Source organism: Nocardia sp. NPDC046763, from assembly GCF_040645495.1.
Classification (GTDB): domain Bacteria; phylum Actinomycetota; class Actinomycetes; order Mycobacteriales; family Mycobacteriaceae; genus Nocardia.
The window spans coordinates 67,128-93,737 of the sequence record NZ_JBEYYI010000017.1 but is presented as its reverse complement, the minus strand read 5'-3'; the positions used below and the strand labels follow the sequence as shown (position 1 = coordinate 93,737).

General features: G+C 69.4%; 24 protein-coding genes. 9 read left to right on the top strand and 15 right to left on the bottom strand.

Annotated elements, in window-relative coordinates; translation table 11 throughout:
- Positions 1-10: 10 nt before the first annotated feature.
- Both ABZ909_RS26220 and ABZ909_RS26215 read right to left on the bottom strand, forming a co-directional pair.
- On the bottom strand, positions 11-1,129 hold the full coding sequence (locus tag ABZ909_RS26220) for a hypothetical protein (protein WP_357004177.1): 1,119 nt from the start codon (positions 1,127-1,129) through the stop codon (positions 11-13).
- Positions 1,126-2,862 carry a hypothetical protein gene (locus tag ABZ909_RS26215; RefSeq protein ID WP_357004174.1) on the bottom strand — a complete coding sequence of 579 codons (1,737 nt, stop codon included), beginning with the start codon at positions 2,860-2,862 and terminating at the stop codon, positions 1,126-1,128. Before ABZ909_RS26215 ends, ABZ909_RS26220 begins: the two co-directional genes overlap by 4 nt.
- A 130-nt stretch (positions 2,863-2,992) precedes the next feature.
- On the opposite strand from ABZ909_RS26215, the gene ABZ909_RS26210 reads away from it, so the two are divergent.
- Positions 2,993-3,562 carry a lipoprotein LpqH gene (locus ABZ909_RS26210; RefSeq protein ID WP_357004171.1) on the top strand — a complete coding sequence of 190 codons (570 nt, stop codon included), beginning with the start codon at positions 2,993-2,995 and terminating at the stop codon, positions 3,560-3,562.
- Between the two features lie 101 nt (positions 3,563-3,663).
- Positions 3,664-4,452: a hypothetical protein gene (locus ABZ909_RS26205; protein ID WP_357004168.1), complete on the top strand. Its 789-nt coding sequence runs from the start codon at positions 3,664-3,666 to the stop codon at positions 4,450-4,452.
- A gap of 237 nt (positions 4,453-4,689) precedes the next feature.
- On the opposite strand, the gene ABZ909_RS26200 is transcribed toward ABZ909_RS26205, so the two are convergent.
- From ABZ909_RS26200 to ABZ909_RS26180, 5 genes are all read right to left on the bottom strand, one after another.
- Positions 4,690-5,013, bottom strand: coding sequence for a hypothetical protein (locus tag ABZ909_RS26200; RefSeq protein ID WP_357004165.1), 324 nt, complete (start codon positions 5,011-5,013; stop codon positions 4,690-4,692).
- Positions 5,014-5,099: 86 nt separating this feature from the next.
- Complete coding sequence (locus tag ABZ909_RS26195) at positions 5,100-5,666, bottom strand: YbhB/YbcL family Raf kinase inhibitor-like protein (protein ID WP_357004162.1); 567 nt, start codon at positions 5,664-5,666, stop codon at positions 5,100-5,102.
- 28 nt (positions 5,667-5,694) lie between these two features.
- Positions 5,695-6,564 carry an esterase gene (locus ABZ909_RS26190; RefSeq protein ID WP_357004159.1) on the bottom strand — a complete coding sequence of 290 codons (870 nt, stop codon included), beginning with the start codon at positions 6,562-6,564 and terminating at the stop codon, positions 5,695-5,697.
- 79 nt (positions 6,565-6,643) lie between these two features.
- Positions 6,644-7,462, bottom strand: coding sequence for a GNAT family N-acetyltransferase (locus ABZ909_RS26185; RefSeq protein WP_357004156.1), 819 nt, complete (start codon positions 7,460-7,462; stop codon positions 6,644-6,646).
- A 188-nt stretch (positions 7,463-7,650) separates the two neighbouring features.
- A complete protein-coding gene (locus ABZ909_RS26180; protein WP_357004153.1) occupies positions 7,651-8,478 on the bottom strand; it encodes a helix-turn-helix domain-containing protein in 828 nt (275 codons plus the stop codon).
- A gap of 162 nt (positions 8,479-8,640) precedes the next feature.
- Here ABZ909_RS26180 and ABZ909_RS26175 point away from each other — a divergent pair, with 162 nt between their 5' ends.
- Positions 8,641-9,075 (top strand): DoxX family protein, encoded by a 435-nt coding sequence (locus ABZ909_RS26175; RefSeq protein WP_357004151.1) that lies wholly within the window; start codon positions 8,641-8,643, stop codon positions 9,073-9,075.
- 18 nt (positions 9,076-9,093) lie between these two features.
- Here the strand turns inward: ABZ909_RS26175 and ABZ909_RS26170 are convergent, their stop codons facing one another.
- Positions 9,094-10,077, bottom strand: a complete 984-nt coding sequence (locus ABZ909_RS26170) for a cyclase family protein (RefSeq protein WP_357004148.1) — start codon at positions 10,075-10,077, stop codon at positions 9,094-9,096.
- Positions 10,078-10,173: 96 nt separating this feature from the next.
- Here ABZ909_RS26170 and ABZ909_RS26165 point away from each other — a divergent pair, with 96 nt between their 5' ends.
- The 4 genes from ABZ909_RS26165 to ABZ909_RS26150 all read left to right on the top strand — a co-directional run bounded on the left by ABZ909_RS26165 (position 10,174) and on the right by ABZ909_RS26150 (position 12,740).
- Positions 10,174-10,608, top strand: a complete 435-nt coding sequence (locus ABZ909_RS26165; RefSeq protein ID WP_354835595.1) for a T6SS immunity protein Tdi1 domain-containing protein — start codon at positions 10,174-10,176, stop codon at positions 10,606-10,608.
- A gap of 120 nt (positions 10,609-10,728) precedes the next feature.
- The gene (locus ABZ909_RS26160) at positions 10,729-11,898 is read left to right on the top strand and encodes a lipase family protein (RefSeq protein WP_357004145.1); all 1,170 of its coding nucleotides are present in this window, start codon (positions 10,729-10,731) and stop codon (positions 11,896-11,898) included.
- A 75-nt stretch (positions 11,899-11,973) separates the two neighbouring features.
- On the top strand, positions 11,974-12,321 hold the full coding sequence (locus ABZ909_RS26155; RefSeq protein WP_354835600.1) for a DoxX family protein: 348 nt from the start codon (positions 11,974-11,976) through the stop codon (positions 12,319-12,321).
- 26 nt (positions 12,322-12,347) lie between these two features.
- The gene (locus tag ABZ909_RS26150) at positions 12,348-12,740 is read left to right on the top strand and encodes a nitroreductase/quinone reductase family protein (RefSeq protein ID WP_357004142.1); all 393 of its coding nucleotides are present in this window, start codon (positions 12,348-12,350) and stop codon (positions 12,738-12,740) included.
- 9 nt (positions 12,741-12,749) lie between these two features.
- On the opposite strand, the gene hutU is transcribed toward ABZ909_RS26150, so the two are convergent.
- The 3 genes from hutU to ABZ909_RS26135 all read right to left on the bottom strand — a co-directional run bounded on the left by hutU (position 12,750) and on the right by ABZ909_RS26135 (position 17,659).
- Positions 12,750-14,399: a urocanate hydratase gene (gene hutU, locus ABZ909_RS26145; RefSeq protein ID WP_357004139.1), complete on the bottom strand. Its 1,650-nt coding sequence runs from the start codon at positions 14,397-14,399 to the stop codon at positions 12,750-12,752.
- Complete coding sequence (gene hutH / locus ABZ909_RS26140; RefSeq protein ID WP_357004136.1) at positions 14,396-15,940, bottom strand: histidine ammonia-lyase; 1,545 nt, start codon at positions 15,938-15,940, stop codon at positions 14,396-14,398. The genes hutU and hutH overlap by 4 nt, the downstream gene beginning before the upstream one ends.
- A gap of 213 nt (positions 15,941-16,153) precedes the next feature.
- Positions 16,154-17,659: an MFS transporter gene (locus tag ABZ909_RS26135; RefSeq protein ID WP_357004133.1), complete on the bottom strand. Its 1,506-nt coding sequence runs from the start codon at positions 17,657-17,659 to the stop codon at positions 16,154-16,156.
- 184 nt (positions 17,660-17,843) lie between these two features.
- Between ABZ909_RS26135 and ABZ909_RS26130 the strand changes: the two genes are divergently transcribed.
- Positions 17,844-21,530: an arabinosyltransferase domain-containing protein gene (locus ABZ909_RS26130; protein WP_357004130.1), complete on the top strand. Its 3,687-nt coding sequence runs from the start codon at positions 17,844-17,846 to the stop codon at positions 21,528-21,530.
- A 247-nt stretch (positions 21,531-21,777) separates the two neighbouring features.
- On the opposite strand, the gene ABZ909_RS26125 is transcribed toward ABZ909_RS26130, so the two are convergent.
- A complete protein-coding gene (locus ABZ909_RS26125; protein WP_357004128.1) occupies positions 21,778-22,908 on the bottom strand; it encodes an alpha/beta hydrolase family protein in 1,131 nt (376 codons plus the stop codon).
- 365 nt (positions 22,909-23,273) lie between these two features.
- On the opposite strand from ABZ909_RS26125, the gene ABZ909_RS26120 reads away from it, so the two are divergent.
- A complete protein-coding gene (locus tag ABZ909_RS26120; protein ID WP_357004126.1) occupies positions 23,274-23,960 on the top strand; it encodes a hypothetical protein in 687 nt (228 codons plus the stop codon).
- On the opposite strand, the gene ABZ909_RS26115 is transcribed toward ABZ909_RS26120, so the two are convergent.
- The 3 genes from ABZ909_RS26115 to ABZ909_RS26105 all read right to left on the bottom strand — a co-directional run bounded on the left by ABZ909_RS26115 (position 23,957) and on the right by ABZ909_RS26105 (position 26,533).
- On the bottom strand, positions 23,957-24,322 hold the full coding sequence (locus ABZ909_RS26115; protein WP_357004124.1) for a hypothetical protein: 366 nt from the start codon (positions 24,320-24,322) through the stop codon (positions 23,957-23,959). The two genes, ABZ909_RS26120 and ABZ909_RS26115, sit on opposite strands and share 4 nt — an antisense overlap.
- A gap of 191 nt (positions 24,323-24,513) precedes the next feature.
- Positions 24,514-24,864 carry a nitroreductase/quinone reductase family protein gene (locus ABZ909_RS26110; RefSeq protein WP_357004122.1) on the bottom strand — a complete coding sequence of 117 codons (351 nt, stop codon included), beginning with the start codon at positions 24,862-24,864 and terminating at the stop codon, positions 24,514-24,516.
- 472 nt (positions 24,865-25,336) lie between these two features.
- Positions 25,337-26,533, bottom strand: a complete 1,197-nt coding sequence (locus ABZ909_RS26105) for a glycosyltransferase 87 family protein (RefSeq protein WP_357004120.1) — start codon at positions 26,531-26,533, stop codon at positions 25,337-25,339.
- Between the last annotated feature and the right edge of the window lie 77 nt (positions 26,534-26,610).

The window sequence follows — 26,610 nt, the reverse complement described above, 5'->3', positions numbered from 1 at the left end:
CATTCGGCATTCAGAAATCCGAATCTGCCGCTGCGGCTGCGATTTCCGCGAGCAACGGGGCCAAGGGGCCGGAATCGCCGGCGGTCGGGTCGGCGGCCGTGCGGAGCCGGGCCGCCGCGAAGTCGCGAATCTGGCGGCGCAGGGCGGCCGCGGTATCGGCGGCCGGGTCATCGGCCGAGGCCGGGTCGGCCTCCGGATCCGGTCCGAAACCGGGGACGTGGATGGCGACACGGACGGCGGAAGCCGGTGCGGACAGCACGAATTCGCCGATCCAGGTGTCGTCGGCGGCACGCAGTTCGGTGTCGAGCTCGCCACGGCCGGTATCGACGGTTGCCCAGGGCCGTAGGTGGGCCGGAACCGCGTCGGGCAGGCCCGGGTGCGCCGCCACCGCGATGGCCACGCTGGTCGCTCCGGCGTCGCGGACGAGTTGCCAGGACACCGCGGATTCTGAGGCGTCGACCAGCCCGGGCGGGCAGCGGCGCCAGTCCCACCCGCCGGTACCGCGGGCCAGCACCAGGGTGCCGACGGGCCGGATCTCGTCACCGGCCGCGAGGGCGTAATCCGAAGCACGCAAGGATGTTTCGAGATAGGCGGGAGCGGGCGGGGCGAGCGCGTCCGCGCCGTCGACCAGCAGTTCGCACTCGTCGGTCAGCAGGGCGATATCGCGGTCGAGCAGCGCTGGGTCGAGGTCCGCGATGCCGTCCAGGGTGGACGCCGGCCACCACCGGGATGCCCAGTGCGCGTATGCGAGCCGGCGGGCGCTGACGGCCTGGGACTCGAGCACAGGAGCGGTGGCCACATCGACCGGGCGCTCATCCGCGGCGACCGCCGATACCGGCTGATCGCCTGCTGTCGCCACCGGCCCGCCCGGCCGGACGGAGTCGAGGGCCAGGGCGACGGATTCACCGTAGAGCGCCCACACCCATTCCTGCGCGGCGTCCACATCGTCGATGAGTGCCGCCGGAAGTTCTTGTCCGGCAAGCACACTCCAGATGAGGTGGCCGCCGACGACCTCGAGCACCATGGAGTCGGGCCCCGGGGCAGCGTGCAGGGCGGCCGGGTCGCCGACCGGGACTATGCCGCGCAACCCGTCGGGGTAGCGGTGGATCGTGACCGCCGAGTTCGTCATCCCACCCTCGATTCCCGATCGCCGGGCTCGGCCACCGCGCCGGCGGCCAGGGCCCGCTTCACCCGCATCCGGTGGTCCAGGATCACCGACCGGGCCACGCCGTCCAGCAGATCCCAGAGCTCGTCCGCGGCGTACACGGGGAACTCACGCACGTCCCGCCCGTGCAGTCGCGCCCATAATCTGCGCAGGTAGGAACGCCACGGCACGCGCAGATCCGCCGCTATCGCCCCCAGCGGACCGTCGATCGCATCCACCCGCACCGCCATTCGCCGTGCCTGCAACACATAGGCCTCGCGCTGCCATCGCCCATTGATCAACCGCGCCGCGGCACCGCCGCCCCCGATCGCACGCGGCGCGGCATCGCGGGCGCTGCCCGATCCGGCCGACAGATCGGTCGCGCCGCCCACCGCGTCCACCGAGCGGGGGTGGTCCTGAACACCGGACGATCCCACGGGTCTGCCGGTCTGCCCCGCTGCCGACCCGCCGATCCGCACGGCCTCCTCCGGAGCATCGCTCGATGGCGTGCCCGGCCGGGTCAGACCGGCTGCGGCACTGGTCAATCCAGCGACGGTGCCCGTCATCCCGGCCGCGGTACCCGCGAGCCCGGTCGAGCTGCCGAGCAATCCGGCCGAGCCGCCCAGCAACCCGGCGGCCGTGCCGGTCAGGCCGACGGCCGCACTCAGCAGACCGGTGGCCGCACCGCCCAGGGTGACAGTAGATCTGGGGGTGGGGGCGGCGTCGCTGTCCGGGTCGGAGCCGATGGGAAGCGATGCGCCGAGGGGGCGGAGGTTGACCGCCAGGGTGGCACCGGCGGCAGCGGCCACCCGGAGAGATTCGTCGAGCAGGGCCCAGGGGGCGCAGGCGCGGGCGATTTCGGCGGCGACCAGTTCGGGGATCGCAGGCAGGTCGGACCGTTCGCTGGACGCTTGCAGAACGGTGAAGATGCGCTCGTGGATGGTGCGATCCAGGGGCAGGCCGAGGGTGGCCGTGGAAGCCGAGAAGCCGACCTCGGGCGCGAGCGGGAGGGGGTACAGGGTGAGGCCGAATTCCTGTGCGGTGCACCCTATTTCATCGAGCCACAGCCGGATTCCGGTGTGGGTGCCGACGTATGCGTCGATGACGGCGTCGATATCGGCGAGGTCACCGGCGCTGTCGAATCTGGTTGCGGCGCAATCCTCCAGGAGCCGGGCGAGCAGCTCGGAGTGGTCGGGCACCTCGGTCAGCGGGCGCCGCCGCCAAGCGGTCTGGATCAGTTCGGTCAGCTCGCCGACGCGGGCCGGTTCGGACAGGTACTCCTTGAGCGCCTGGGTGGTGCGGCCGGCGGCGAGCCCGTGAATCTCGCGCAGCGCGGCTTCCGCGGCGGCCCGGTCGCCGACCGGGTCCGACACGCCCGAGACGGTGGCGAGTTCGAAGCAGCGCTGGAAGTACAGGTCCTGGGCGTTGCCCTCGGTGATCCGCAGCGCGCGGCGCGTCTGCTTGAGCAGTGTGAACCAGGCCGCGGTGGCGCGCAGGACATCGGCGGCGGCGTGAATCCGGGTGGCCAGCAACACCGCTCCGTCGGCGGAGAGCATCGAGCCCGCGCACTGCGGGTACTGAACCGGGCGGATGACCAGCGGATCCAGGATCAGTTTGACGGTCCGCCGCAGGGGTCCGCCGTGCGGTCCGCTCAAGGGTTCGACCCCTTCGAGGCGGCGCCACACCTCGTCCAGCACCATGGCCCGCGGTCGTCGCATTCGCCCAGGTTAGCCCAGTGTCACCGGCTTTCGCGTGCCGGAAGTTGGGATCGGTAGGCCGGGTTTCGATTTCTACGGTTCTGGCATCGGTTCCACCACGGAGCCACCATCACGAGAACGAGGAATGACCATGAACTCCAAGCCCGTCCGCCTGACCACCGCCGTCCTCGCCGCCACCGCCGCGGCGGCCCTGCTGGTCACCGGCTGCTCCAGCAACTCGAGCAGCTCCAAGTCCAGCTCGACCACCGCCGCCCCCGCGGCCACCTCCGCCGCGGCCACTTCGGCTCCGGGCTCCGCGGCCCCGGCCGGCGGCGCGTCGTCGGCCTCGGTCGACGGCAAGGCGATCACCGCCAAGTTCGAGACCACCTGCGCCAAGCAGGGCGGCAATCTGGCGCTGGCACTGACCGACAGCGGCAACTCCACCTACGGCACGCTCAGCGCGAGCGCCACCATCACCGGCGACACCACCGTGCAGGCGGTCGGCATCACCGGCACCAAGGGTGGCGACAACGGCCAGCCGTACGCGCTCGGCTTCGGCAACGGCATGCCGGGCGGCAACGCCAAGGTCACCAAGAGCGGCAACACCTTCACCGTCACCGGCGAGGGCGTCGGCACCCCCGATCTGTCCAACCCGATGGCCGGCCCGAAGACCGAGAAGTTCGAGATCGTCTTCGCCTGCAGCACCATCGTCGGCGGCTGAGCCGGTCCGTCCACCGGCCCCCGACGCGGGGCCCTGTTGTCCCCGCTCGTGCCGCCGGGCATGAGCGGGCTCTTCCCCCACCTCTCTGATCCGGAAAGCTCATGAAGAACCAAATCCGCTACGCAGCACTCGCCCTCGGCGTGCTGGCCATCGGCTACTACCTGTGGCACGGCCTCACCTCGGACAGTGTCTTCGGCTGGGTCGGCCCGCAGATGGCCCTGCCGATCATCGCCCTGACCATCGTCCCCATCGCGTTCGCCTTCACCGGTGACGGCATCATCTCGGCCTTTACCGGCAACAACAGCTCCCAGTTCCGCAATGGCCTGGTGGGCCTGGGCACCGTCCAGGGTGTCCGCCAGACCGGCGTCTACCTCAACGAGCAGCCGCAGGTGCGCATCGACTTCCGGGTCGAGGGCGCCGACGGTAAGGTCTTCGCCTCGCACGCCAAGATGATCGTGCCGCTGACCCAGCTGGCGCTGCTGCGACCCGGCGTGGTGCTGCCGGTCCGTTACCTGCCCGACCGGCTCGAGAAGGTCGAGGTGGACCTGTCCGGCGATACCTCCGCGGCACAGGAAGCCATGAACGCGGCCAACATCCGCAAGGGCTTCACCACCCCCGCCAAGATCGACATCGCCCGGCGTGGCATCGCGGCCCAGGCCGTGGTGCGGTCGCTGTCGGTGCCCGGGGAGATCCGCGACGGCCACTCGCGGCTGGATCTGGTGCTGGTGGTCACCCGCCCGGACGGCAGCACCTTCGAGGCGCGCACCGAGAAGTTCCTGCCTCCGGCGGCGGTCTCGATGGTCCAGGTCGGCCGCGTGGTGAACGTCCACTACCTGCCCGAGAACGAGCAGGAGGTGGTGCTGTCGCTACCGGTCAACACCGCCAACTGACAGTGGTATCCGAAAAGCAAACTGACAGTGGTATCCGCAAAGCACAGAGCCGCAGGCCCATCGGGCCGCGGCTCTTCGTCATGCCGGGGTTCTTGTCGTATCCCGCCGGGGATGGTGACCCGTTCTGTCAGCGCGAAGACCTGGAAGACGTGCCGGTGCGGCTCGTGTTCCGGGACCGGACCGATGCATCCACGCCCCGGCGGTTGCGGACGACCGCCGGCGCTCAGCTCGGCAGCGTCAACCCATGAAGCAGTCGTTGGTCGGACCGTAGCCCGACAGACTGCACAAAAGGCCCGGCGATGATGATCCCGAGCTGACCATACCGACGACCGGCTGTCCCTGCGGCACGGGAGATGTATCAACAGTGGCCGGCTCCAGCGGAATCGGTGCCGCCGCGAGCGCCGGAGCGGCGCCGAGTCCGGTCCCGAGTAGCATCGCGCCGGCGGCGACCATGCCCATACCAAATGTCTTCAATACCAATACCTTTCGTGTGTCCCGCCCCGCCCAGACGATAGTGATCGAATCGGCTGCGAAAAGAGCCGTTATTTGCTGTGCCACCAATTCGGGGGGGCTGCGGGCCAGCCGACCGCGAAAAGGCCATCCTGGCAAGCCAACTCATGGCCCTGGCGGCCGCGGCCCTGGCCGGCTCAGGGACGTTCGTAGAAACCGTCGATCCGGCCCCGGGCGTGTGCCCTCGCAGCCGCGAGTACCACGCGCGGCTTGACCGACTCGGGAGCGCTGCCGCCGGGGATGGCGACCCGTTCTGTCAGCGCGAAGACCTGGAAGACGTACCGGTGCGGCCCGTGTCCCGGCACCGGACCCGGACCGATGTATCCGCGCCCCCAGCTCGATCGCAGCACCTCGACACCGTCGATGGCCGAGCCGGGAGCCAGTGCGCCACTGGGCAGTTCGCTGATCTTCGGATCGAGCAGCGCGAGCGCGTGCACGAAAGGACCGCCGAACGGCGCGTCCTGATCCTCCACCACCAGCAGCAGCTGCGCGGTGTCCGCGGGGACTCCCGACCAGGCCAGCGCGGGCGACAGGTCCTGTCCCCCGACCCGTTTCATGGCGTGCCGGACATCGAGCGCCGCCCCGTGCTCGAAATCCGGGCTGGTCACTTCGAAGACGTCACCCACTGCCAGATTCGGCCGGCACCAGGCCAGGTCCTCGGGCGCGGCACGCCGGTTCCGCAGCAGTCTGCCGATGATCGCCATTCCGTTCTCCTTCGGCGGATAGAGTTCTTCAGAGCTTGCGGGCGTCCGCTGCCAGCAGCAGCGGCTCGGCGAAGCGCCAGATCTGCTCGGCGGCATCGAATTCCAGCGACACCGCCGAGCCCGGGCTGCCGGCCCAGCGTTCCGGCACGGGTGTGCCGGGCCAGGTGTGGCCACCCCCGAAGACCGTCCACTCCGATACCACGGTGCCGCCGACGCCCTGGCTCACCGTGGTGCGCGTCGACCGGTCGGTGGTGACGGTCTCGCCGGGCCCGGCGCAGCCGTCCAGCTCGCGCCAGTAACGCGCGGATTCCGCCAATCCCCTGGTGCCGCCCCGGGATTCGCCGTTCGGACCGAGATGGCGCGAGTAGCCGCCGGTGATCGGCACCACCGGATCGGCGTCGCCGTTGATGAGCATGGCCGATACCGCGTGCCCGGGCCGGATCGCGGTCAGCGCCTCCGGCAGCCCACCCGCGACGGCGGCGAACACCGCCACCCGTTCGCCCGCCTCGAGGGCCATCCGGTGGGACATGAACGCGCCGTTGGAGATGCCGGTGACGACGGCGCGATCGTCCTGGGTGCCGAATTGCTCAGCGCACCAGTCGATCACGGCCCGCAGGAAGGCGACATCGTCCACGCCCGCCGCATCCGCCGCGGTGACCCCGCGACCGTCGGCCCAGCAGCCTTCCCACCCGTCCGGGTAGACGACCCCGATCCCCCACTCGTCGGCGTGCCGGGCGAAGCTGGTCCAGTCGTACATCAGCCGCTCGGTCGTCGTCGCGCCCTGGTTTCCATGCAGCGCCAGCACCAGTGGCGCGTGCTTCCGCTGCGGTGGGCGGACACCGAAGGTTCGGCGCAATCCATCGACGCTCAGTGCGCCTTCGACCAGGTCAGCGGCCACGGTCGTCCCTCCTAGCGATAGTTCCCGGAAATCGCACCCACTCTAGGCGGCCGTTCCGGCGGTGACCGCCGGCCGCGAATCACTCGAAGGCGTAGTGCGCCTCATCGATGACGGCCTCGAATCCGATGGCGCGGTATATCTTGTTCGAGGTCGGATTGTCGATGTCGGCGTACAGGCAGACCTCGGCCCCGGTCTCGCGCAGCCGCCGGGAAACCTCCGCGACCAGTGCCGAGGCGTAGCCATGGCCGCGTGCGGCCCGGGGCGTGAAGACCGGCCCGATCCGGACCCAGCCGCCGACCGGGACCTGGTGCGCCGTCAGGGACACCGGCTGCCCGTCGTCCTCCCACAGCCACAAGCGTCCGGCCTCGATACGGGCGCGGATTCCCTTCTCGCTCATGGCCAGGTGTGCATCGTCCAATTCGCGGGCCATCTCGGCGAGCCAGCGCCCGCTGATCTCGATATCGGCCGCGGTGGCGGGCCGTGCCCTGCCCGGGGGCGCGAGCGGCGGGCGCAGCGGCCCGAGCCGGTACAGCCGCGCACCGTGGTCCGCGTGATAGGCCCTGCCGCGCAGCGCACTCCAGGCCGCCGCGAACGGTCCGGCCACAGGTTCGGTGCCGTGCACGTCGTCGATGTGCGGCAGGAGTTCGGCGAACCGGGTCACCAGGAGCGGCACAGCATCGATCGGTAACTGCCCCAACCACACTCCGCGCCCGACGCTCCGCATGGCAACGCCCACAACGTCATCCGTGTGCACCGATGCGAAATAGGAGGGTTCACGGACGATGGTGGGACCGGCGATTTCATGGACGAGGACCGTCGACATCACCGTGTGTCGCAAGGGATCACGCCCGAGAAACCCGGCCACCCGCCGCTGGAATTCCGCCGGATCGCTCGTCATCTCCACCCGCACCGGCCCAACCTAACGCGACGATCCGCCAGATCACGCGCGAATCGCCCGGTGATCACAAGATTCCCCGAAACGATCTTCCATCTGCGAGGTCGGTCCGGCTATCCGAGCCGGGCCCGGCTCGACGGACTCGAACAACGTGCCGCCGGGGTCGCGGTGCGCTGTGCCTCGGGCCGGGTCTACTGCCCGGTGAGGTCGAGGCGGAAGCGGGTGGGGGTGGTGGCGGTGTTCGCGCGGAAGAACTTGGTGAAGTTGGCCGGGTCGTCGAAGCCGAGGCGGCGGGCGCATTCGGCGGTGGTGACCGGCGCGTGGGCGAGCAGGCGTTTGGCTTCGAGGGTGACGCGGGCGTTCAGGTACTGCTTGGCGGTGGCTCCGGTGGCCGATTGCACGGCGCGCGAGAGGGTGCGCGGCGAGTAGCCGAGTTGGGCCGCGTACCAGGCGACTTCGCGGGTTTCCGCGTGGTACCGCTCGGCCAGGCGGGCGAAGCGGTCGAAGAGGTCGGTGGGGTCGGGCAGGGCGGGCAGGCCCGCGGCCAGCCGGAGCGTCACCGCGCTGAGCAGGTGGTGCAGGATGGCCGTATTCGGCGGATCGACGGCGTATTCGCTGGTCAGGTGTTCGAAGGCGGAGTCGGTCAAGGGATTCGCGGTTACCACCGGGGGTGTGGCCGGGGACGGCAGGTGCCCGAGGGCCGCGGCGGGCACCAGTTCCGGGCGGCACAGGATGAGATCGCCCTTCAGCTCGGCGATGTCATCCCAGCGGTGGGTCCAGCCGGGGCGGATCCAGGCGACGGTGTCCGCGGCCAGGTCGTGCGCGACGAAATCGATGGTCATGCGCCCGCTTCCGGCGGTGCAGCGGGCCAGGACGTGGAAGTCGCCGCGGATCACCTCGTGTCCGGCGGCCACCGGCATCCGGCGCAACTGGTCGAAGGTCAGCAGTTCGAGACCGGTGGGGGAACCGGCCGTCGGCGCGTACTGCAACGTCCGGATGGGCTGTCCAATTTTGACCATGAGCGGTGCCGAATCTACCGGTCCGGCCCGGGTTTCGGGCCCATACCGTCGAGCCTGGCCCCGACGTCCGGGGTGGTCTGTCATTGTGGGTATCCGGAATAGATGGTCGCCGATTATCATTCACGTCCCCGTCAAGATTGTTCTCCCCCAGAGGAGTCCGCGATGGCACCGCTCATCGTTCTGGTCGTCGTCTCCGGTCTGGCCCGCCTGGCCGGGTGGCTCGATATCACCCATTGGCTGAACTCCTGGCCACACGCCGCCCGGATCGGCCTGGCCGCCATGTTCGCACTGACCGCGTCGGCGCACTTCCTCCAGCCCCGCCGCGACGGCCTGATCGCCATGGTTCCGCCGGGCCTGCCCAATCCGGCGGGCCTGGTGACCCTGACCGGTGTCCTCGAATTGGCCGGAGCCATCGGCCTGCTCATCCCATGGGCCGCGCCCCTGGCGGCCGTCTGCCTGGCCGTCATGCTGGTCTTCCTGTTCCCGGCCAACGTCCGGGCAGCTCACGCCGATCTCGGCATCAAGTCGATGCCGCTGCCGCTGCGGAGCCTGGTGCAGGCGGTCTTCATCGCCGCGCTGGTGCTGGCGGCGTTCTGAAAGGTATTCCCGGCCGGTCTATTTGATGGCGATCGGACTGATCGGGGTGCCCACCGCACCCGGAATCCGCAGGGCGGGCGCGCACAGCAGGAAGTCGTGGACGCCGTCCTCGGCGCAGTCGCGAGACAGGGCTTCGAGATCCCAGATCTCGCCCAGCGGCAGCCCCATGTCGCGCAGCGCGAGCATGTGCAGCGGCATCATGACGCCGTCCTCGGGGCGCATGACCTCCACGGCCGGATTGTCCACCGCGACCGCGGCGATGTCGTGCTCGTGCAGCCATTCCGCGCAGCGCCAGCTCAGGCCGGGGCTGCCGCCGAACCATTCTGCGGGCCTGCGGGTTTCGAGGAAGCGGGTCCACCAGCCGGTGCGCACCAGCAGGATGTCGCCGGGGCGCAGCTCGATGTCCTGCGCGTCCGCCGTCGCCTGCAGGTCCCGCGGCGTGACGACGGTCCCGGCCTCGAGCCGATCCAGGTGGTGGTGCCGGGCCACGTCCAGCAGTACGCCGCGGCCCACCACGCCGCCGCGCTCGGCGACGTGTTCGATGCCGAGCTTGGCGGCGCCGAAGCTGGTGACGGCCGCGGCCGGAAAGCCGTTGTAGAGGAGGCCGTCGTAGTACACGTGGGAGAGCGCGTCCCACTGCGTGGCCGTCTGCAGCGGCATCATGATGTAGTCGTCGTTGTAGCGCATCGGGCCGGCGGCGTACATGCCCGCCACCTGTGCCTCGTTCCGGCCGCCCCAGCCGTCCAGGACGGTCGCGAGGTCGGCGTCGCCGCCGTCCACGGCCATGAGGTGGATGGGGTTGCGCCGGAAGCCGCTCGAGCCCTGCGGGCCGTAGGCGTCGAACGGGATGCCCAGCTGGATGGTGCGGCCGGCGCGCGCCCGGGTGGCGGCATAGGCGATACGGTCCGGGGTCAGCAGGTTCAGGGTGCCGAGCTGGTCGTCGTCGCCCCAGCGGCCCCAGTTGCGGACGCGCTCAGCGACTTTGCGCCATTCTTCGGTCACGGGCACCTCCACTGCGACGGGTGATTCGATCTTCGCGCGGCGCGGCCGGACCTGTCGAGGATCGGTCCCGGCCGCCGGTCTGGTTGGATGGGCGCAGTGACCAGCGTTCCCTTCCGTTTGATCGGCGACCAACGTATGGACCGGGTAATGCCGGCCTGGGCCGAACACTATCCGCAGTTCGACACGGTGGTCGGCTACTCGGATCTGGGGTGCGCGTTCCTGATGAGCAGCCGGACCGGCGAGTACGGGATCCTCGATCCGTACAGCCCCGGCGTGAAGCCCTACGGCGTCTTCACCGAGATCACCGAGTTCGTCAGCCGGGTCCTGTTCGATCCGAACGTCATCACCTATGTCCTCCAGCCGGGGCACGTCGCGGAGATCCGCCGGCGTCTGGGCCCCCTCGCCGACGACGAGGTGTACATCGCCACCCCGTACCCGTTCCTGGGCGGATCGGAGACACCGGACGCGTATCAGAAAGGCGGCGTCTGGGTGTTCTTCGATCTGGTGGCGCAGGCCCACGGGATGGAATGACGGCCGGGTTCGACGACATCACCACCGAGGTCGCGGCGCGCCAATCGTGCTCGAGCGCCGTCCGGAGTGCGTTGCGGGCGGTATGGTCGGGGCGTTGCCCGCCGAAAGGGAGTGATGGCCATGCCGATTCGTCGCAGGTTCGCAGCCGCGGTCCGGCAGGCCGCATTGGCCGCGGGCACGGTGAGCGCATGTGCCGCATTGACCGCCGCCCTGACCGTGACGGCGACGCCGGCCGCGGCCGACAGCACTGATCTCGGGCGGCTGAACGGGATCGAATTGCTCAATGGCGCATGGTCTTTCGACAAGGCCGCGGAGTCGGTCGGCTTCACCTACACCACGGTCGATCAGCGGGAGAATCCGGCCCGGGCCGGCGCGGCGCTGTATCTGCCGTCCGGGCTGCCGCCGCAGGGTGGCTGGCCGCTGGTGGTGTGGGCGCACGGCACGACCGGGATCGGCAACGACTGCGCGCCCTCGCATCGGCCGCAGTCGGATCGAAATCGCAGCTATTTCAACCAGATTCTGGACCAGGGCTACGCCGTGCTGGCTCCCGACTATCAGGGTCTGGGCACCGGCGGCAATTTCAGCTACTACAACGCCGCGGTCGAGGGCCGCTCCATTCTCGACTCGATCACGGCGGTCCGTGGTCTGCCCGTCCCACTGTCGGCGCACTGGGTGCTCATCGGCCAGTCCGAGGGCGCGCACGCCGTGATGAGTGCGGCCGCCCTGTACGCCCGGAACCCGTCCGCCGTCAGGGGACTCACCGGCGTGATCGCCACCGGCCTGCGCACGAATCCGGCCAAGAGCCTGCGTGAGATGTTCCGCCGCGGCTCGACCGGCTCCGAGAACCAGGTCGGCTACGCGGGCTACTATCTCGCCGCGCTGGAGGAGCTCGCGCCCGGCACCGTCACCCCGTACCTGTCCGACTTTGGCCGGCAGTACGTGGAAAAGGCTGCCACCGAATGCCTTTCGGATCTGGTGGCCGCTGCCGAGGGCCGCCGTCCCGAGGCGCTCGTCGCCGATCCGGACAACCCCACCCCGACCTTCGAGGCCGACATCAGATCGCTGGTCTCCTATCAGGAGGACCTGGTCCCCGCCGACCTCATGATCGGCTACGGCACCGCCGATATCGACGTCCCCCCGGCCGACACCCCCGCGTACGGTCCCGCCCTCCAGGCCCACAACCCCTGGGTGCACGTCACCGTCACGGCCTACCCCGGCAAGGACCACAGCGGCGCGTTTCTCGCCTCCCTGCCCGACGCCCTCACCTTCCTGCAATCCCATCTCCCCTGACCCCGATGTCACTCCTCGGGCTCCCGCTTCGTCATTCGGGTAAGAGCACAGCAAACCTGAAAGGACGTGGCTCCCATGAACCTCGCGTACCACATCGTCGGTGTCGTCTCGGCCCTCTGGATCGGCTTCTCCGGCTACTCCCTGTTCACCGAGCAGCAGTTCGTCGTGGACCCGCTGATCGACTACGGCGTCCCGCGCACCTGGTGGAACTGGCTGGCCCTGGCCAAATCGGCCGGTGCGCTGGGCCTGGTGGCCGGTTTCTTCCTCCCGCCCCTCGGCATCGCGGCCGCCATCGGCCTGATCCTCTACTTCACCGGCGCCGCGGCCACCACCATCCGCGCCCACTCCTACAAGACCACCCCCTTCCCCCTTCTATACCTGGCCCCCGCCGCCGCCACGCTGGCCCTGCAACTGGCCCGGTGAGCCGCGGCCGGTGCTAGCGTCGGCCCATGCCGAGCCGACGCGATCTGCAACATGCCATGGTCACGACATTTCAGCGGAGGGTGGGCAACCCGATCCTGGGCCGCCTACCCATCCAAACCCTGCTGGAGACCACCGGCCGGGTCAGCGGCCGCCCCCGCCTCACCCCGATCGGCGGCCGCCGCTCCGGCGCGTCCTTCTGGCTGGTCTCCGAATTCGGTACCCGCTCCCAGTACATCCGCAATATCGAAGCCGACCCCCACGTCCGCCTCCGCCTCCACGGCCGCTGGTACACCGGCACCGCCCACCTACTACCCGACGACGACCCCATCGCCCGTCTGCGCACCCTTCCGAGGGCCAACAGCGCGGCCGTACGAGTGATGGGCACCGACCTCCTGACTGTCCGAATCGACCTGGATTGAGGCGCCGGATCAGCCCTCCCACAGGGGAATTCGAATGTTCTTGTCGCGGGCGACCGATTCGGCTTCCGGGTATCCGGCGTCCACGTGGCGCAGCACACCGGTGGCCGGGTCGTTGGTGAGGACCCGGTCGATCTGCTGGGCGGCCAGCGGGGTGCCGTCGGCGACCGTGACCTGACCGGCGTGGATGGAGCGGCCGATTCCGACGCCGCCGCCGTGGTGGATGGAGACCCAGCTCGCGCCGGACGCGGTGTTGACCAGGGCGTTGAGTAGTGGCCAGTCGGCGATGGCGTCGGAGCCGTCGGCCATCGATTCGGTTTCGCGGTACGGCGAGGCGACCGAGCCGCAGTCGAGGTGATCGCGTCCGATCACGATGGGAGCCGCGACCCGACCGCCGGCGACCAGCTCGTTGAATCGGAGTCCGGCGGACCGTCGTTCGCCGTACCCGAGCCAGCAGATGCGGGCGGGCAGGCCCTGGAACGCGACCCGGTCCCGCGCCAGGCGGATCCAGCGGGCGAGGGACTCGTTCTCGGGGAACAGCTCGAGGATGGCGCGGTCGGTGGTGGCGATATCGGCCGGGTCTCCGGACAGGGCCACCCAGCGGAACGGGCCCTTGCCCGCACAGAAGAGGGGGCGGATGTAGGCGGGCACGAAGCCCGGGAAGTCGAAGGCGCGCTCGTACCCGGCCAGCTTCGCCTCGCCGCGAATGGAATTGCCGTAGTCGAAGACCTCCGCGCCGCGGTCCAGGAAGCCGACCATGGCGCCGACGTGGATGGCCATGGAATCCCGGGCGCGGCGGGTGAATTCGTCGGGCTTGCGGCCCGCGTAGTCGTCCCAGTCCTCCAGTGCGACACCGATCGGCAGGTAGGTCAGCGGGTCGTGGGCCGAGGTCTGATCGGTGACGATGTCCACCTCGACCTCGCGGCGCAGCAGTTCCGGCAGTACCTCGGCGGCATTGCCGATGAGCCCCACCGACAGTGGCCGCCGTTCGGCCTTGGCAGCGAGCACCCGGTCCAGGGCGTCGTCGATGTCGTCGGCGATCTCGTCCAGGTACCGGGTCTCGACCCGGCGGCGGGCATGCCGCGGATTGCATTCGACGCACAGCGCCACGCCGCCGTTCATGGTGACGGCCAGCGGTTGCGCCCCGCCCATGCCGCCCAGACCCGCGGTGAGCGTGAGGGTTCCGGCGAGGGTGCCGCCGAATCGCTTGGCGGCCACCGCCGCGAAGGTCTCGTAGGTGCCCTGCAGGATCCCCTGGGTGCCGATATAGATCCACGACCCGGCGGTCATCTGCCCGTACATGGTCAGCCCGGCCGCCTCCAGCCGGCGGAACTCCGGCCAGTTCGCCCACTCCGGAACAAGATTCGAGTTGGCGATGAGCACGCGCGGCGCCCACTCGTGGGTGCGCAGCACGCCGACCGGCCGGCCGGACTGGACCAGCAGGGTCTCGTCCTCGCGCAGATCGAGCAGGGTCCGCGCAATGGCGTCGAAGCTGGGCCAGTCCCGGGCCGCCCGGCCGGTCCCGCCGTAGACGACGAGATCCTGCGGCCGCTCGGCCACCTCGGGATCCAGATTGTTGTGCAGCATGCGCCACGCCGCTTCGGTCTGCCAGGTGCGGGCGGTGAGCGTGGCGCCGCGGGCGGCCCGGACGGTTCGGGTCACGACGAAACCCCCTTGTCGAGAAGGTGATCCGCCGCACCCGACCGCACCAGGTCGGCCACGGCGGCGATATCCGGTGCGAGGTGGCGGTCTGGCCCGGGTCCAGGCACCCGTGCCCGCACCAGATCCCGTAGCGCCGCGCTCACCGGCGCGGGCCGCAGGGGTGCGCGGAGGTCCAACGCCCGTGCGGCGGTGAGCAATTCGATCGTGAGCACGGTTGTCAGCCCGTCCACCGCGCGCCGCAGCTTGCGGGCCGCGGTCCAGCCCATGGACACGTGGTCCTCCTGCATGGCGCTGGAGGGTATGGAATCCACGGAGGCCGGTACCGCCCACCGCTTCAGCTCCGTCACCACCCCGGCCTGGGTGTACTGGGCGATCATGTAGCCGGAGTCCACACCCGGATCGGCGGCCAGGAACGCGGGCAGCCCGTGGGATCGGTGCACGTCCAGCATGCGGTCGGTACGGCGTTCGGCGATGCTGGCCACGTCGGCGACCGCGATGGCCAGGAAGTCCAGCACGTAGCCGACGGGCGCGCCGTGGAAGTTCCCGTTGGACTCCACGCGGCCGTCGGCGAGCACCACGGGATTGTCGATGGCGGACCGCAATTCGCGTGCGGCGACGGTCTCGGCGTAGTCCAGGGTGTCCCGCGCCGCGCCGTGCACCTGCGGCGCGCACCGCAGCGAATACGCGTCCTGCACGCGTGGGCAGTCCGCACCCCGGTGACTGGCCACGATCTCGGACCCGGCCAGCGCCGCCCGCATGCGCGCCGCCGACACCGCCTGCCCGGGATGCGGGCGCAGCTCCTGCAGATCCGCCGCGAACACACGATCGGTGCCCAGCTGCGCCTCTACGCTCATGGCCGCGGTCAGATCCGCCAGATCGAACAGCCGCCGCAGGTCCTCGATGGCCAGCACCAGCATGCCCAGCATGCCCTCGGTGCCGTTGGTGAGGGCCAGGCCCTCCTTCTCCGCCAAGGTGATCGGCGTCAGCCCGTGTTCGGCCAGCGCGGGCCCGATCGGGCGCGGGCCGCCGGGCCCGAGCACCGACCCCTCCCCCATGAGCGCCAGCGCCACCGCCGCCAGCGGGGCCAGATCGCCCGAGCAGCCCAGCGAACCATATTCCGGCACAACCGGAATCAGCCCGCTGTCGAGCAGTCCGGCCAGCGCCAGCGCGGTCTCGGGCCGCACCCCGGTGTGCCCGGACAGCAGGGTGCGCAAGCGCAGCAGCATCATGGCCCGCACCACCTCCGCCTCGACCGGCGCACCGGCCCCGGCGGCGTGCGAGCGAATCAGCGAGCGTTGCAGGTCGGTTCGCCGATCCGGCGGTATGTGCCGCAGCGCCAGCGCCCCGAACCCGGTGGACACCCCGTAGACCGGCCGATCACTGTGTGCCAGCGCGTCGATGTGCCGACGCACCCGGGCCAGCTCCGTCAGCGCGTCCGCGTCCAAGTCCACCCGCGCCCCGTGCCGGGCCACGGCCACCACCGCCGCCCGCGTCAGGGGTCCCGCTCCCACCGGTACCCGTTCGGCTCCGATTCGAGTCATGGGCACCATTCCAGCGCTTCCGGGCGCGGAGATCGAGCACCCGCGAGCCGGTTTCGCGGGCTTTTTCCGACGCCTGGCAGGTTGCCGATGGGCTGCACGTCGCGTCGGCCGTCGTCGTCGGCCCGGCCGGCCGGCGGCCGGGTGACTACCGCGCGGTCGTCCTCGACTGGATGAAGTCGCTCGCCAAGGAGTTTCGGTGCGGGCCCGCGGAACTCAGGTAGAGGACGGCGAACCCGCGCCCTCCGCCCGGGCCGTGCCCGCGCGCCGGGTGGCCGCCAGTGGCAGGGCGATGTCCTCGAGGGACCGGCCCTCGGCATCCACCGCGAGGAGCTGGGCGACCACACCGCCCGCGATCATGACCGCCGCGCCGAGCAGATAGCCGAGGAACAGGCGGACCGGATGTGAGCCGTCACCGATGAGCGCACCGTAGATGACGGGTCCGAGCGCGCCGAAACACTGTGCGATGGCGAAGAAGACGGCGATCGCCTTGGCCCGGACCTCGAGCGGAAAGATCTCGCTCACGGTGAGGTACGCCGAACTCGCGCCGGCCGAGGCGAAGAAGAAGATGACGCACCAGCATGCGGTCTGGGTGATCGCGTTGAGGACCCCGGTGTAGAACAGCACCGCCGAGATCGCCAGCAGCACCCCGGAGAGAATGTAGGTACCCGCGGTCATGTGACGGCGGCCGATGGTGTCGAAGAGATGCCCGATGATGAGCGGCCCGGCCAGGTTTCCGGCCGCGAAGGCGATCAGATAGATGGGCGTGGAACCGGACGGCACCCCGTAGAACTTGCCGAGCACCAGCGTGTAGGTGAAGAAGATCGCGTTGTACAGAAACGATTGGCTGATCATGAGACTCGCGCCCAGAATCGCGCGTTGCGGATACTCGCGGAACAGCACCCGGGTCAGCGCCAGATACCCGATGCGATCGGCGGGTTTCACCTCCATGACCCGGGATTCGTCGACCGGCGGCAACGACACCCCCGTCGCCTCCACTTCGCGCTCGATCTCCTCGATCGACTCCTCCGCGTCGCGGGCGCGGCCGTGCATGATCTGCCAGCGCGGGCTCTCCGGCAGATGGCGGCGGACGAAAAGGATCACCAGGCCCAGCACCGGGCCGATGAGGAAGCCCAGCCGCCAACCCAGCGACAGGCTCGAGTGCTCGAGCAGGATGTAGGTGCCGAGGGTACCGATAATCGCTCCGGCCCAATAGGTTCCGTTCACCCCGATGTCGACGCGGCCGCGATAGCGGGCCGGAATCAGCTCGTCGATGGCGGAATTGATGGCCGCGTACTCGCCGCCGATGCCCATGCCCGCGATGAAGCGGGTGACGTACAGAAAGGCCACCCAGCCCGCGCCATTGCCGAGAGTTGCTGCGGTGAGCCCGCTTCCGAGCAGATAGATACCCAGGGTGATCAGGAACAGCTTGCGCCGGCCCAGGCGATCGGAGAGGTTGCCGAACACCAGCGCGCCCACCACCTCACCCGCCAGGTACACGGTCGCGATCAGTCCGACCGCGGTCGAGGACAGGTGCAGGGTCTCGGGTTTGGTGAGTGTGTCGGCGACCGCGCTGGCCACCGTGATCTCGAGGCCGTCGAGAATCCACGCCACTCCCAGCGCGGCCACCAGCCGGGTGTGGAATCTCGACCACGGCAATCGATCGATCCGGGCGGGCACCAGGGTCCGTACCATGCCGCCGCTGTCGAGCGCCTCCGCCATCACGACTCCTGAGTCCAGTTCCCGCGTCCTCTGTCCACCGATCGAATGCCCCGACAAACGATAGGCCAATCCTCGAAGATCACCGCTCGAACTGCGAAGATACGGGTCGGCCGCCACCGGAAACCGTGCCGGTTCGAATATTCCGCAATGAGTTTCGCGGAGGCTATGGCTAGCATCGGCGTTCGTGCGTTCAGTTTCCGGGGGAGTTTTTCCAATTCGACTGATCGCCCTCGTGGCGGGGGTGCTCGGTGTTCTGCTGGCGGTGCTCACACCGCTACTGCCGGTCCGGCAGGATCGGGCCGGCCTCGATTGGCCACAGGCACAGGCGGTTCAGATGACCGCTCCGCTGGTGGATTACGTGCCGCTGTCGATGGATATGAGCGTGCCGTGCGCGGTGCTGCGGGACATGCCCAGTGGGACAGTGCTGTCCACGGTGCCCGCACAGGCTCCCGGCGCCGCAGCCAAAGGTCTGATCGCCCGCGTCGAGGACCGACCCGGCACCGGCCGCACTCTCTCGGTGACCCTGCGCAATGTCCCGCTGCTCACCGCCTCGGTCTTCGAAATGACCCGCGTTGGAACAGCTTCCGACCCCGTCATCACCCTGCCCTCCGGCGTCACCCCGCAATCCGGCACGACACCGACCCCGACACCCGGAGCCACACCGCCCGCCAATGCGAACCCCACGCCCGGAGCCACACCGCCGCCAGGGGCCACGCCGCCGCCCGGAACCGTACCGATAGCGGGCTCGAATCCAGCGCGAGGAGCAACCCCGCCGCCCGGTGCCACACCGCCGCCGGGTGCGAATCCGCCTGCCGGAGCTACTCCGCCGCCGGGTGCGACCCCACCGCCGGGAGCCACCCCGCCGGCGGATGCGCCACTGCCGCCCGCCGGTAGCACCGATCCCGGTACGGCTGCCGGGCCCGGGGCGGGGAGCGGGTCGAATCCGAATCTCGTGCCGCACGCCGGTTGCGGTGCGCTGGTGGTGCATTCGAGTGCGGAGGTCACCACCGCGGAGTTGACCGGCTTGACCAGGTCGGACGGTTCGCCGTTCCGGACCACCGTCACGCGGGATGTGCGGCCCCAGATCGTCGGGGTGTACACCGATCTGGATCGGACCCGGCTGAGTGATGCCAAGCTGCACGCCGAGGTGGATTCGCGGTTCTCGTCGAGCCCGAGCGCACTGAAGCTGGCGGCCACTGCGGGCGCGGTGCTGTGCACCCTCACCGCGCTGGTCTGCCTGTATTTCATGGATGTGGCGGACGGTAGGCGCAGGCGGCGGTTCCTGCCGGCACGCTGGTGGCGGTTCACGCTCACCGATGCGGTCGTGCTCGCGACGCTGGGTGTCTGGCATGTGATCGGGGCCAATACCTCCGACGACGGTTACATCCTCACGATGGCGCGCGTGTCCGAATACGCGGGCTACACCGCCAACTACTACCGGTGGTACGGGGTGGCGGAAGCGCCCTTCGGGTGGCCGTACGAACTGCTGTCACAGATGACCCGGGTCACCGATGCCGGCGTCTGGATGCGGTTGCCGGCGCTGCTGGCCGCGGTGCTGTGCTGGTGGGTGATCAGCCGGGAGGTGCTGCCGCGCCTGGGTTCCCGGGTACGCGCCGCGGCGGGTCCGCGGTGGGCGGCCGCGCTGATGTTCCTGGCGCTGTGGCTGCCGTACGACAACGGTCTGCGCCCGGAACCCCTGATCGCGCTTGGCGCGCTGCTGACCTGGTGCTCCATCGAGCGTGCGATCGCCACCAGGCGTTTGCTGCCCGCCGCGGTCGCGGTGCTGATCGCGGCGTTCTCGCTGGCGGCGGGACCGTCCGGATTGATCTGCCTGGCAGCACTTTTCGCTGGTTCGCGACGGGTGCTGCGGATTCTCCTCACCCAGGTGCGCGCGGAGCACGGCGGGCTCCTGGGTTGTCTCGCGCGCATCGCTCCGGTGCTGACGGCGGGCACCCTGGTCCTGACGGTGGTCTTCGCGGATCAGACCCTGGCGGCGGTCGCCGAGGCCACGCGGGTGCGAAAGCTGGTGGGCCCCAACCTCTCCTGGCCAGATGAACCCACCCGCTGGATCTCGCTGCTCTCCCTGACACCGGACGGCTCCCTATCGCGGCGCTTCGGCGTGCTCGCCATGCTGTTGTGCCTGGCCGTCTGCGTCGCGGTGGCGCTGCGCAAGGGCGGCCGGATTCCGGAGACCGCCCGCGGGCCGGTGGCACGGGTGCTCGGCATCGCCGTCATGTCACCGCTGCTCATGGCCTTCACGCCGACCAAGTGGACGCATCACTTCGGCGTGTATGCCGGGCTGGCAGGTGCGCTGGCCGCGGTGACGGCGGTCGCGGTGGGCGGCAGGGGAATCCGGCTGCCGTACCTGCGCTCGCTGTTCGCGGCGGCGGTGCTGATCCTGGTGGCATTCTGCTTCACCGGCTCCAACGGCTGGTGGTACGTGTCCGGCTACGGCGTGCGCTGGCCGGATCGCGCACCCGTGGTCGGCGGTACCAGCGTCGCCTCGCTGATCCTCGGGCTGGGTGCGTTGTGCCTGCTGGCGGCGGCCTGGCAGTACTACCGCGAGCCCTATCGATCGACCGGAGATCGCGCCGCGGCAAGGGTTTTCGATCGGATCGCCATCCGGCCGCTCACGGTCGCCGCCGCCCTGGTGGTGCTGTTCGAAGTAGCGACCATGGCCTCGGCGGCGTGGACGCAGTACCCCGCGTACTCGGTCGCGCTGTCGAATCTGCGTGCCCTGCAAGGGAAGCCCTGCTCCATGGCCGATGACGTGCTCGTGGAGACCAAGCCCGAGGAATCCCTCCTCACGCCCTACACCGGCACCGCAGCCGACGGACTCGCCGCGGACAACAGCGGATTCACCGCCAACGGCGTCGGCGACCTCGCCCCCGAGGGCGGCCCCGACGGCAGCAGCGGTCCCGGCGGCAGCAGCGGCGGGGGGAGTGGCGGGCCCGGTGGCGGTGGCCAGCAACTCGGCACTCCCCCGCCCGGCGGCGGCCCCACGAACAGCCCCAAGGCCGAGCCCGGCATCAACGGCAGCACCATCGCCCTGCCCTACGGCCTCGACCCCAAGCTCACGCCCATCCTGGGCAGCTACACCACCGGTCAGCCGCAGCCCGCGCATCTCACCACCCAGTGGTATCGGATGGATCTCGCTGCGGCACAGCGCAATTCCGGCTATTACGTCCTGGTGTTGACCGTGGCCGGCCGCATCGCCGGCGAGGAGCAGGGCCACCGGATCGACGGCGCTCAACTGCACCTGGAGTTCGCCCACCGAGCCGACGACGGCACCATCGAACCGCTCGGGACTCTGGCGCCCCCGACCGTCGGCGGCGCCCCCGGCTGGCGCAACCTGCCCATCCCCCTGGACCGAATCCCCGCCCGGACCACCGCGATTCGCCTGGTGGCCACCACCGACGACCCGACCGGCAAGCAATGGTTCGCCCTCACCCCACCCCGCCTGCCCCACCTGGCCACCCTCGACACCGTCGTCGGCCACAACGCCCCGGTCCTGACCGATTTCCATGTCGGCCTGGCCTTCCCGTGCCAGCACCCCTTCGACCATCGAGACGGCGTAGCCCAACTCCCCGCCTGGCGCATCCTCCCCGACAAGCTGAACGCCCAGGTCTCCGAAACCTGGCAGGGTGACGCCGGCGGCGGCCCCCTCGGCTGGTCCACCCTCCTTCTCCGCTCCCAGCCCGTCCCCGCCTACCTCGACCACGACTGGACCCGAGATTGGGGCGAACTCCAGAAGCTCACCCCCTACGTCGATGCACCCCCGGCCACCGCCACCGTCCACGTCGAAACCCGTTGGGGCTGGAGCAACGACACGCCCATCAAGGCCGCCCTCGACCCGACCCAAACCCACTAGAACTCGACCGAGCCGGGCCTTCGGGCCCGGACCCGGCTGTGTATCACCGAAATTCGTGAACGACTTCGATCGGACCCACCAGGTGCGCATCGAACTGTTCCAGTTCTCCGGCCGGAACCCACAGTTCGAGAATGGTCCGCCCGCCGGCCTGCTGCACCGGGTAGCGCAGAAGAGATCCGCCGCCGTCCGAATGCTCGGGCGGCGGCGGGTCTTTCGATTCTGGCGCTGTTGATTCGGTTGGGTGCGGTCAGTTTTGCGGGGCCGGGGCTCCGGCGGGCGGGGCGCCGTTCGGGGGCTGGCCGCCGGGCGGGGCGTCGGCCGGGGACTGGGCGGGCTGGGCGCCCGGGGGGAGGGGCTTACCGATGTGCTGGGCGATGTCGGGGAGCATGCGGTTGGCGACCTGCTCCCAGTTGCCCCAGTTGTGGACGCCGATGCTCGGGAAGTCGTAGCTGACGTTGTCGTAACCGAGGGACTGCAGGCGGGACTGGAAGGCCTTGGTGTTGGCCAGGGCGATGCCTTCCAGGGGCATGCCCTGGATGACCGCGTCCGCGGAGGACAGGTCCTGCTGGGCGGGGACGGCGCTGCCGGCGGCAATGTAGAGGCGGGTGTTGTTGTCGATCAGCTGCTGGATGAAGCCGTACGGGTCCATCCGCTGCCATTTGGCGCTGCCCGCTGCGGCCATGGAGTCGATGTTGTAGCCGCCGGCCGCGAGCAGGGCCAGGCGCAGCGCCTCACGCATGCCGGGCGCCGACATGTACAGGTAGCCCGACAGCGAACCGGCGTAGTCGAACTGGTCGGGGTGGTAGGCGGCCATCAGCAGGGCCGCGCTACCGCCACTGGACAGTCCGAAGATGCCATTGCGAGAGTCGCTGAACCCCAGTCGATCTCGCAGCGCATTACGCAGGTTCTGGGAGAGAAAGGTCTCCCACTGATAGGTGTAGGACTTGCCGGAGGTCTCGTCCCAGCCCGCGACCGCCGAACCGGAATCCCGGCTCGGGAACAGCGACGCGTCGGGATTGGCGCCGCCGAAGCTGCTCGGGGCATCCCAGTCCTGATAGAAGCTGGATTCGCCACCGACCGGCATCACCACATTGATATTGAACTTGGCCAGCGCCGCCGGGATGCTGGTGTGAATCTCCCAGCCGTTGTAATCATTCTGCGCGCGTTCGCCATCGAGCAGGTACACCACTCGGTCGGTATTTCCGTCGGCCGCGCGCACGATCCGGGACTTGATCGAACCCATACTGGAGTCGACATAGAAGTCGAACGCATCCGGATTCGTATCCGCCGCAGCCGATCCGGCCGTCAACGCCCCGAACGGCAGCAATACGGCCACCGCGGCTCCCGCCAGGCCCCGCTTGGCCCATCCACCCCGCATATCCTGTTGTGCCTTTCACTCCACGGCCGAACCCGGCCGCACCCCTCGATCCTCCCCCGCTCCCCGGTTCCCGGCGCGGCGGTTCGCCGAGCAGCATAGCCGTTGCCGATGGGTCGGGTCCCCCCGAATCAGATTGCGGCACTGGGGCGAATCGAAATGCGCTGGGCCAGTTCGGATGCGGGTCGGGTGCGTCACAAGTCACATTCAACAAGATGTTGAAGAGTTCTTCGACAAGATGCCAATACCGCTGCGGCCCAATGATCTGTTAAGCGAACCGGAAGGTTTCACGCGAAGGCTGGCACCGCGAACAGTTCGAGTCCCGCAGGACCGAACGCCGGTAGAAGGGGACGGGGATGGAGGCGGCGGTGCTTGTTTTCGGTGTGATGCTCGGGGTCCCGCTGGTACTGCCGGTGGTGTTGCTGCCCATCACGATTCTCGCCGAACGGGATCGGAAGACGCGACTGCGAGATTGGGCGGTGGCCAATGGCTGGACCTTCCGGGAACGGTCGGCCGCGTCGTGGACCGCGCGGCTCCCCGGACGCAATCGCCGCGGACTCGGCGTCACCCTGACCGGACGAGTGGGCGGGCGCTGGGTGACGGTCGCCGAGTACTCGTACGAAACCACCTCGAGCACAGGCGAATCCACAACCACCACCACGCACCGCTACCTGGTGGCGCTGGTGCTGCTGGACCGGCCACAGCCCGCCCTCGCGGTGCGGCAGCGCGGACTGATGTCGCAGTTCGGCCGAGCTCTTTTCGGCGACAGGCCGACCGCCACCGGCAATGCGCTGTTCGACGCCCGCTTCCGGATCGATGCGATGGCCCCGGCGCACGCCAAGGCCATGGTCGGACCGGCGCTGGTCGCCGCGCACATCGCGGGCGCGGTGCCGCAGTGGAGCCTGGTCGGCAACGAACTGCTCACCTTCGCGCCCGGCGGAAAACTGAAGGACCCGAACCTGATTCCCTGGTTCGCGGGGCAACTGTGCCAGGTGGCGGACCTCCTCGGGCCGGTCGACTTCGCCCGCCCCGGGCTGCCCGACGCACCGCGCTAATCGGCACCGGCGGATTCGGCCGCCTCGGACTCGACGGTGAAGACCGGGCTACGCCCGCGGGCATCCAGCCGGCCGTCGCCCCAGCTCGCACTGCCGTAGGCGTCGACATCGATGGCGTACGCGCCCGCAGGGAGCGCCTCGGGCAGCTGGATCGAGGTCCTGTCCTGCCCGTCGACCAGCCCCAGATAGGTCCGGCAGGGCCGGGAACCGAGCGCCACCAGGAAGATTCGCGCTGATTCGAATCGGCGGTAGGTTGCGGCGTCCACCGACCAGCCGACCCCCAGCGACCGATGGGCCGCATCGGTGAAATCGACGGTGACGCGCAGCGCCGAGCGCTCCTCGAGTCCTGCCCGGTCCTTCACGGCTGCCTCCTCGAGCACCCGGCCGGACGCACATCGACATGCCCGGGCAGGTGTCCCACTGCAACCAGGCTGGCACGGACCCCGCGGCGAGGCAACGCGAATCCGCCCGGAGAGACGCTCAGCCGCGTCGTACCGCGTTTTCGAGAAGGCCATGGCGTGCGCAATGGGCCACGGCCTGGCCGCGGTGGAGCTCAGACCTTGTCGTCGAGGGTGACCCGCACCGAGACCCGGCCATTGTCGCGCTGGGTCACCGCGCGCCCCGTGCGGTCGACGCCGTTCAGGTGCAACGAGATCGGCCCGCCCTCGCCCTGGAAGTTGCGCCACCAGCTCTTCTTGTCCGGCATGCCGACGCCGATGACGAGTTCGTCGCCCGAACGCCAGTAGTTGACCGGCGTGGAGAAAGTCTTGCCCGAGCGGCGGCCGGTGTAGGTGATGACGACGAATCCACGGCCCATGAGCGGGCCGATCACCGGGAGCTTGGTCAGCGCCACGATACCGGCATTGAGCCCGCCCACAACCTGTGCCACAACATTTTTCACCATGTGCGCCCTCCTGTTCCGGGGCACGGTAGCACGGGTGGGATCGGGGGCCGGGGCGGCGGACCGCCCCGGGCCGGCGGCTCTACGGAAGGAACCACTTCGCGATGAGGGTGTTCACGGCGTCGATGAAGTCACCGATCAAGTGCGGAATCATGGGCCTTTTCTCCTTCGTGGAAATTCTGAACTAATAACCGTTACCAGCGGGTTCGTACCCGAACCGGCAACTGTGCTGATCTCCTATTCGTTGCCGGAGACTGGACGGATGGCAAGCAAATCCATTCCTGCCGGAATAGTCCGGGAAATGCCTTGGAAAGGAACAAAATTCACCGCGGGACCGCACCTTTCACCCCAGCAGCGAGTTTGCCATGAATTTCCCAGACAATCCCGTCCCCGGTACCGCAACGCTCTTGCAAATCACGATGAATAAATCGAGTATCGGATCGTCGAACATGACCCGCAGCGAATCCCGTGCGTGTCAGCCGACGCGGATCGGATCCGCGACCGATGACCGGGGCCGCTCGACCTCGGCGCGGCGCGCCACCGACAGGCCGTACAGCAGGGCGAACACATACACGATCACGTGGGCGTTCTCCAGAATCGGCTCGGTATGCCAGGGCTTGGGCAGGACGAAGACACCGACCGAGGCGAAATCCGGGGTCCACTGGTACGTCCACGCCCCGGTGGCCACGAACAGCAGCGCCGCCGCGAACCACCACGGCGGCCGGGTCTGCGCCCGGTGCACGAGATGGACCAGCAGCGGGACGAACCACACCCAGTGGTGCCCCCACGAGAACGGCGACACCGCGCAGGCCGTCATCCCGCCCAACGTGACCGCGAGCAGCCGCTCGCCACAGCGGTCCAGCACGACAACGAGTGTCAGGCCCGCACCCGCCGACACGCCCGCGAGGATCAGCCACAGCCAGACCGGCTCGCTGCCCCCGGTCAGGTGCGCGAGCACTCCGCGGACCGACTGGTTGGCCGGCTCGATATCGGGCGCGATGCGCTCGGAGTGGAAGAAGGTCGAGAACCAGTACTGGCGGGAATCACCGGGCGAGACGAGCCAGGCCAGGGCGATCGTCGCCGCCAGCGTCACCGACGCCGTCGCGGCCGAACGCCATTGGCGCAGCACCAGATACTGCACGATGAAGAAGGCCGGCACCAGCTTGATCCCGGCGGACACCCCGACGCCGAGACCTCGCAGCCGCCCGCCCTCGGGCCGCGCGAAGTCCCACAGCACCAGCAGCATGAGCACCAGGTTGATCTGCCCGTAGAACAGCGTGGTGCGCACCGGTTCGAGAAAGACGCACGTAATCGCCAGCAGCGCACCGATACCCGCCGAGCGCGTGCTCATGCGGTAGCCGAGCATCCGCCAGCACAGCAGGACGCAGGCATACAGCACACCGAGATTCACCAGCAGGAACGCATTGGTGATCCAGGCCGCGGGCACGGCGAGACCCGGGATGAACACCATGGCCGAGAACGGCGTGTAGGTGTAGAGCAGCCCGCCGACGGTCTCGTCCCGATACAGCGAATGCCCGTGCAGCAAACGCCAGGCGCCCTCGCGGTAGATGTGCACATCGAGCCCGCCCGCGAGAATTCCCGCCTTCTCCAGCCAGGGATCGACCGTCGTGAACACCAGTGCCAACGCCAGCACCGCACCCAGTACGAGCACGAAAAGCGTTGTACCGGAGCGGGAAACCTCCATCGAGCGTGAATCCGACACAACCGATCAGCCTAGTGAATGACCTG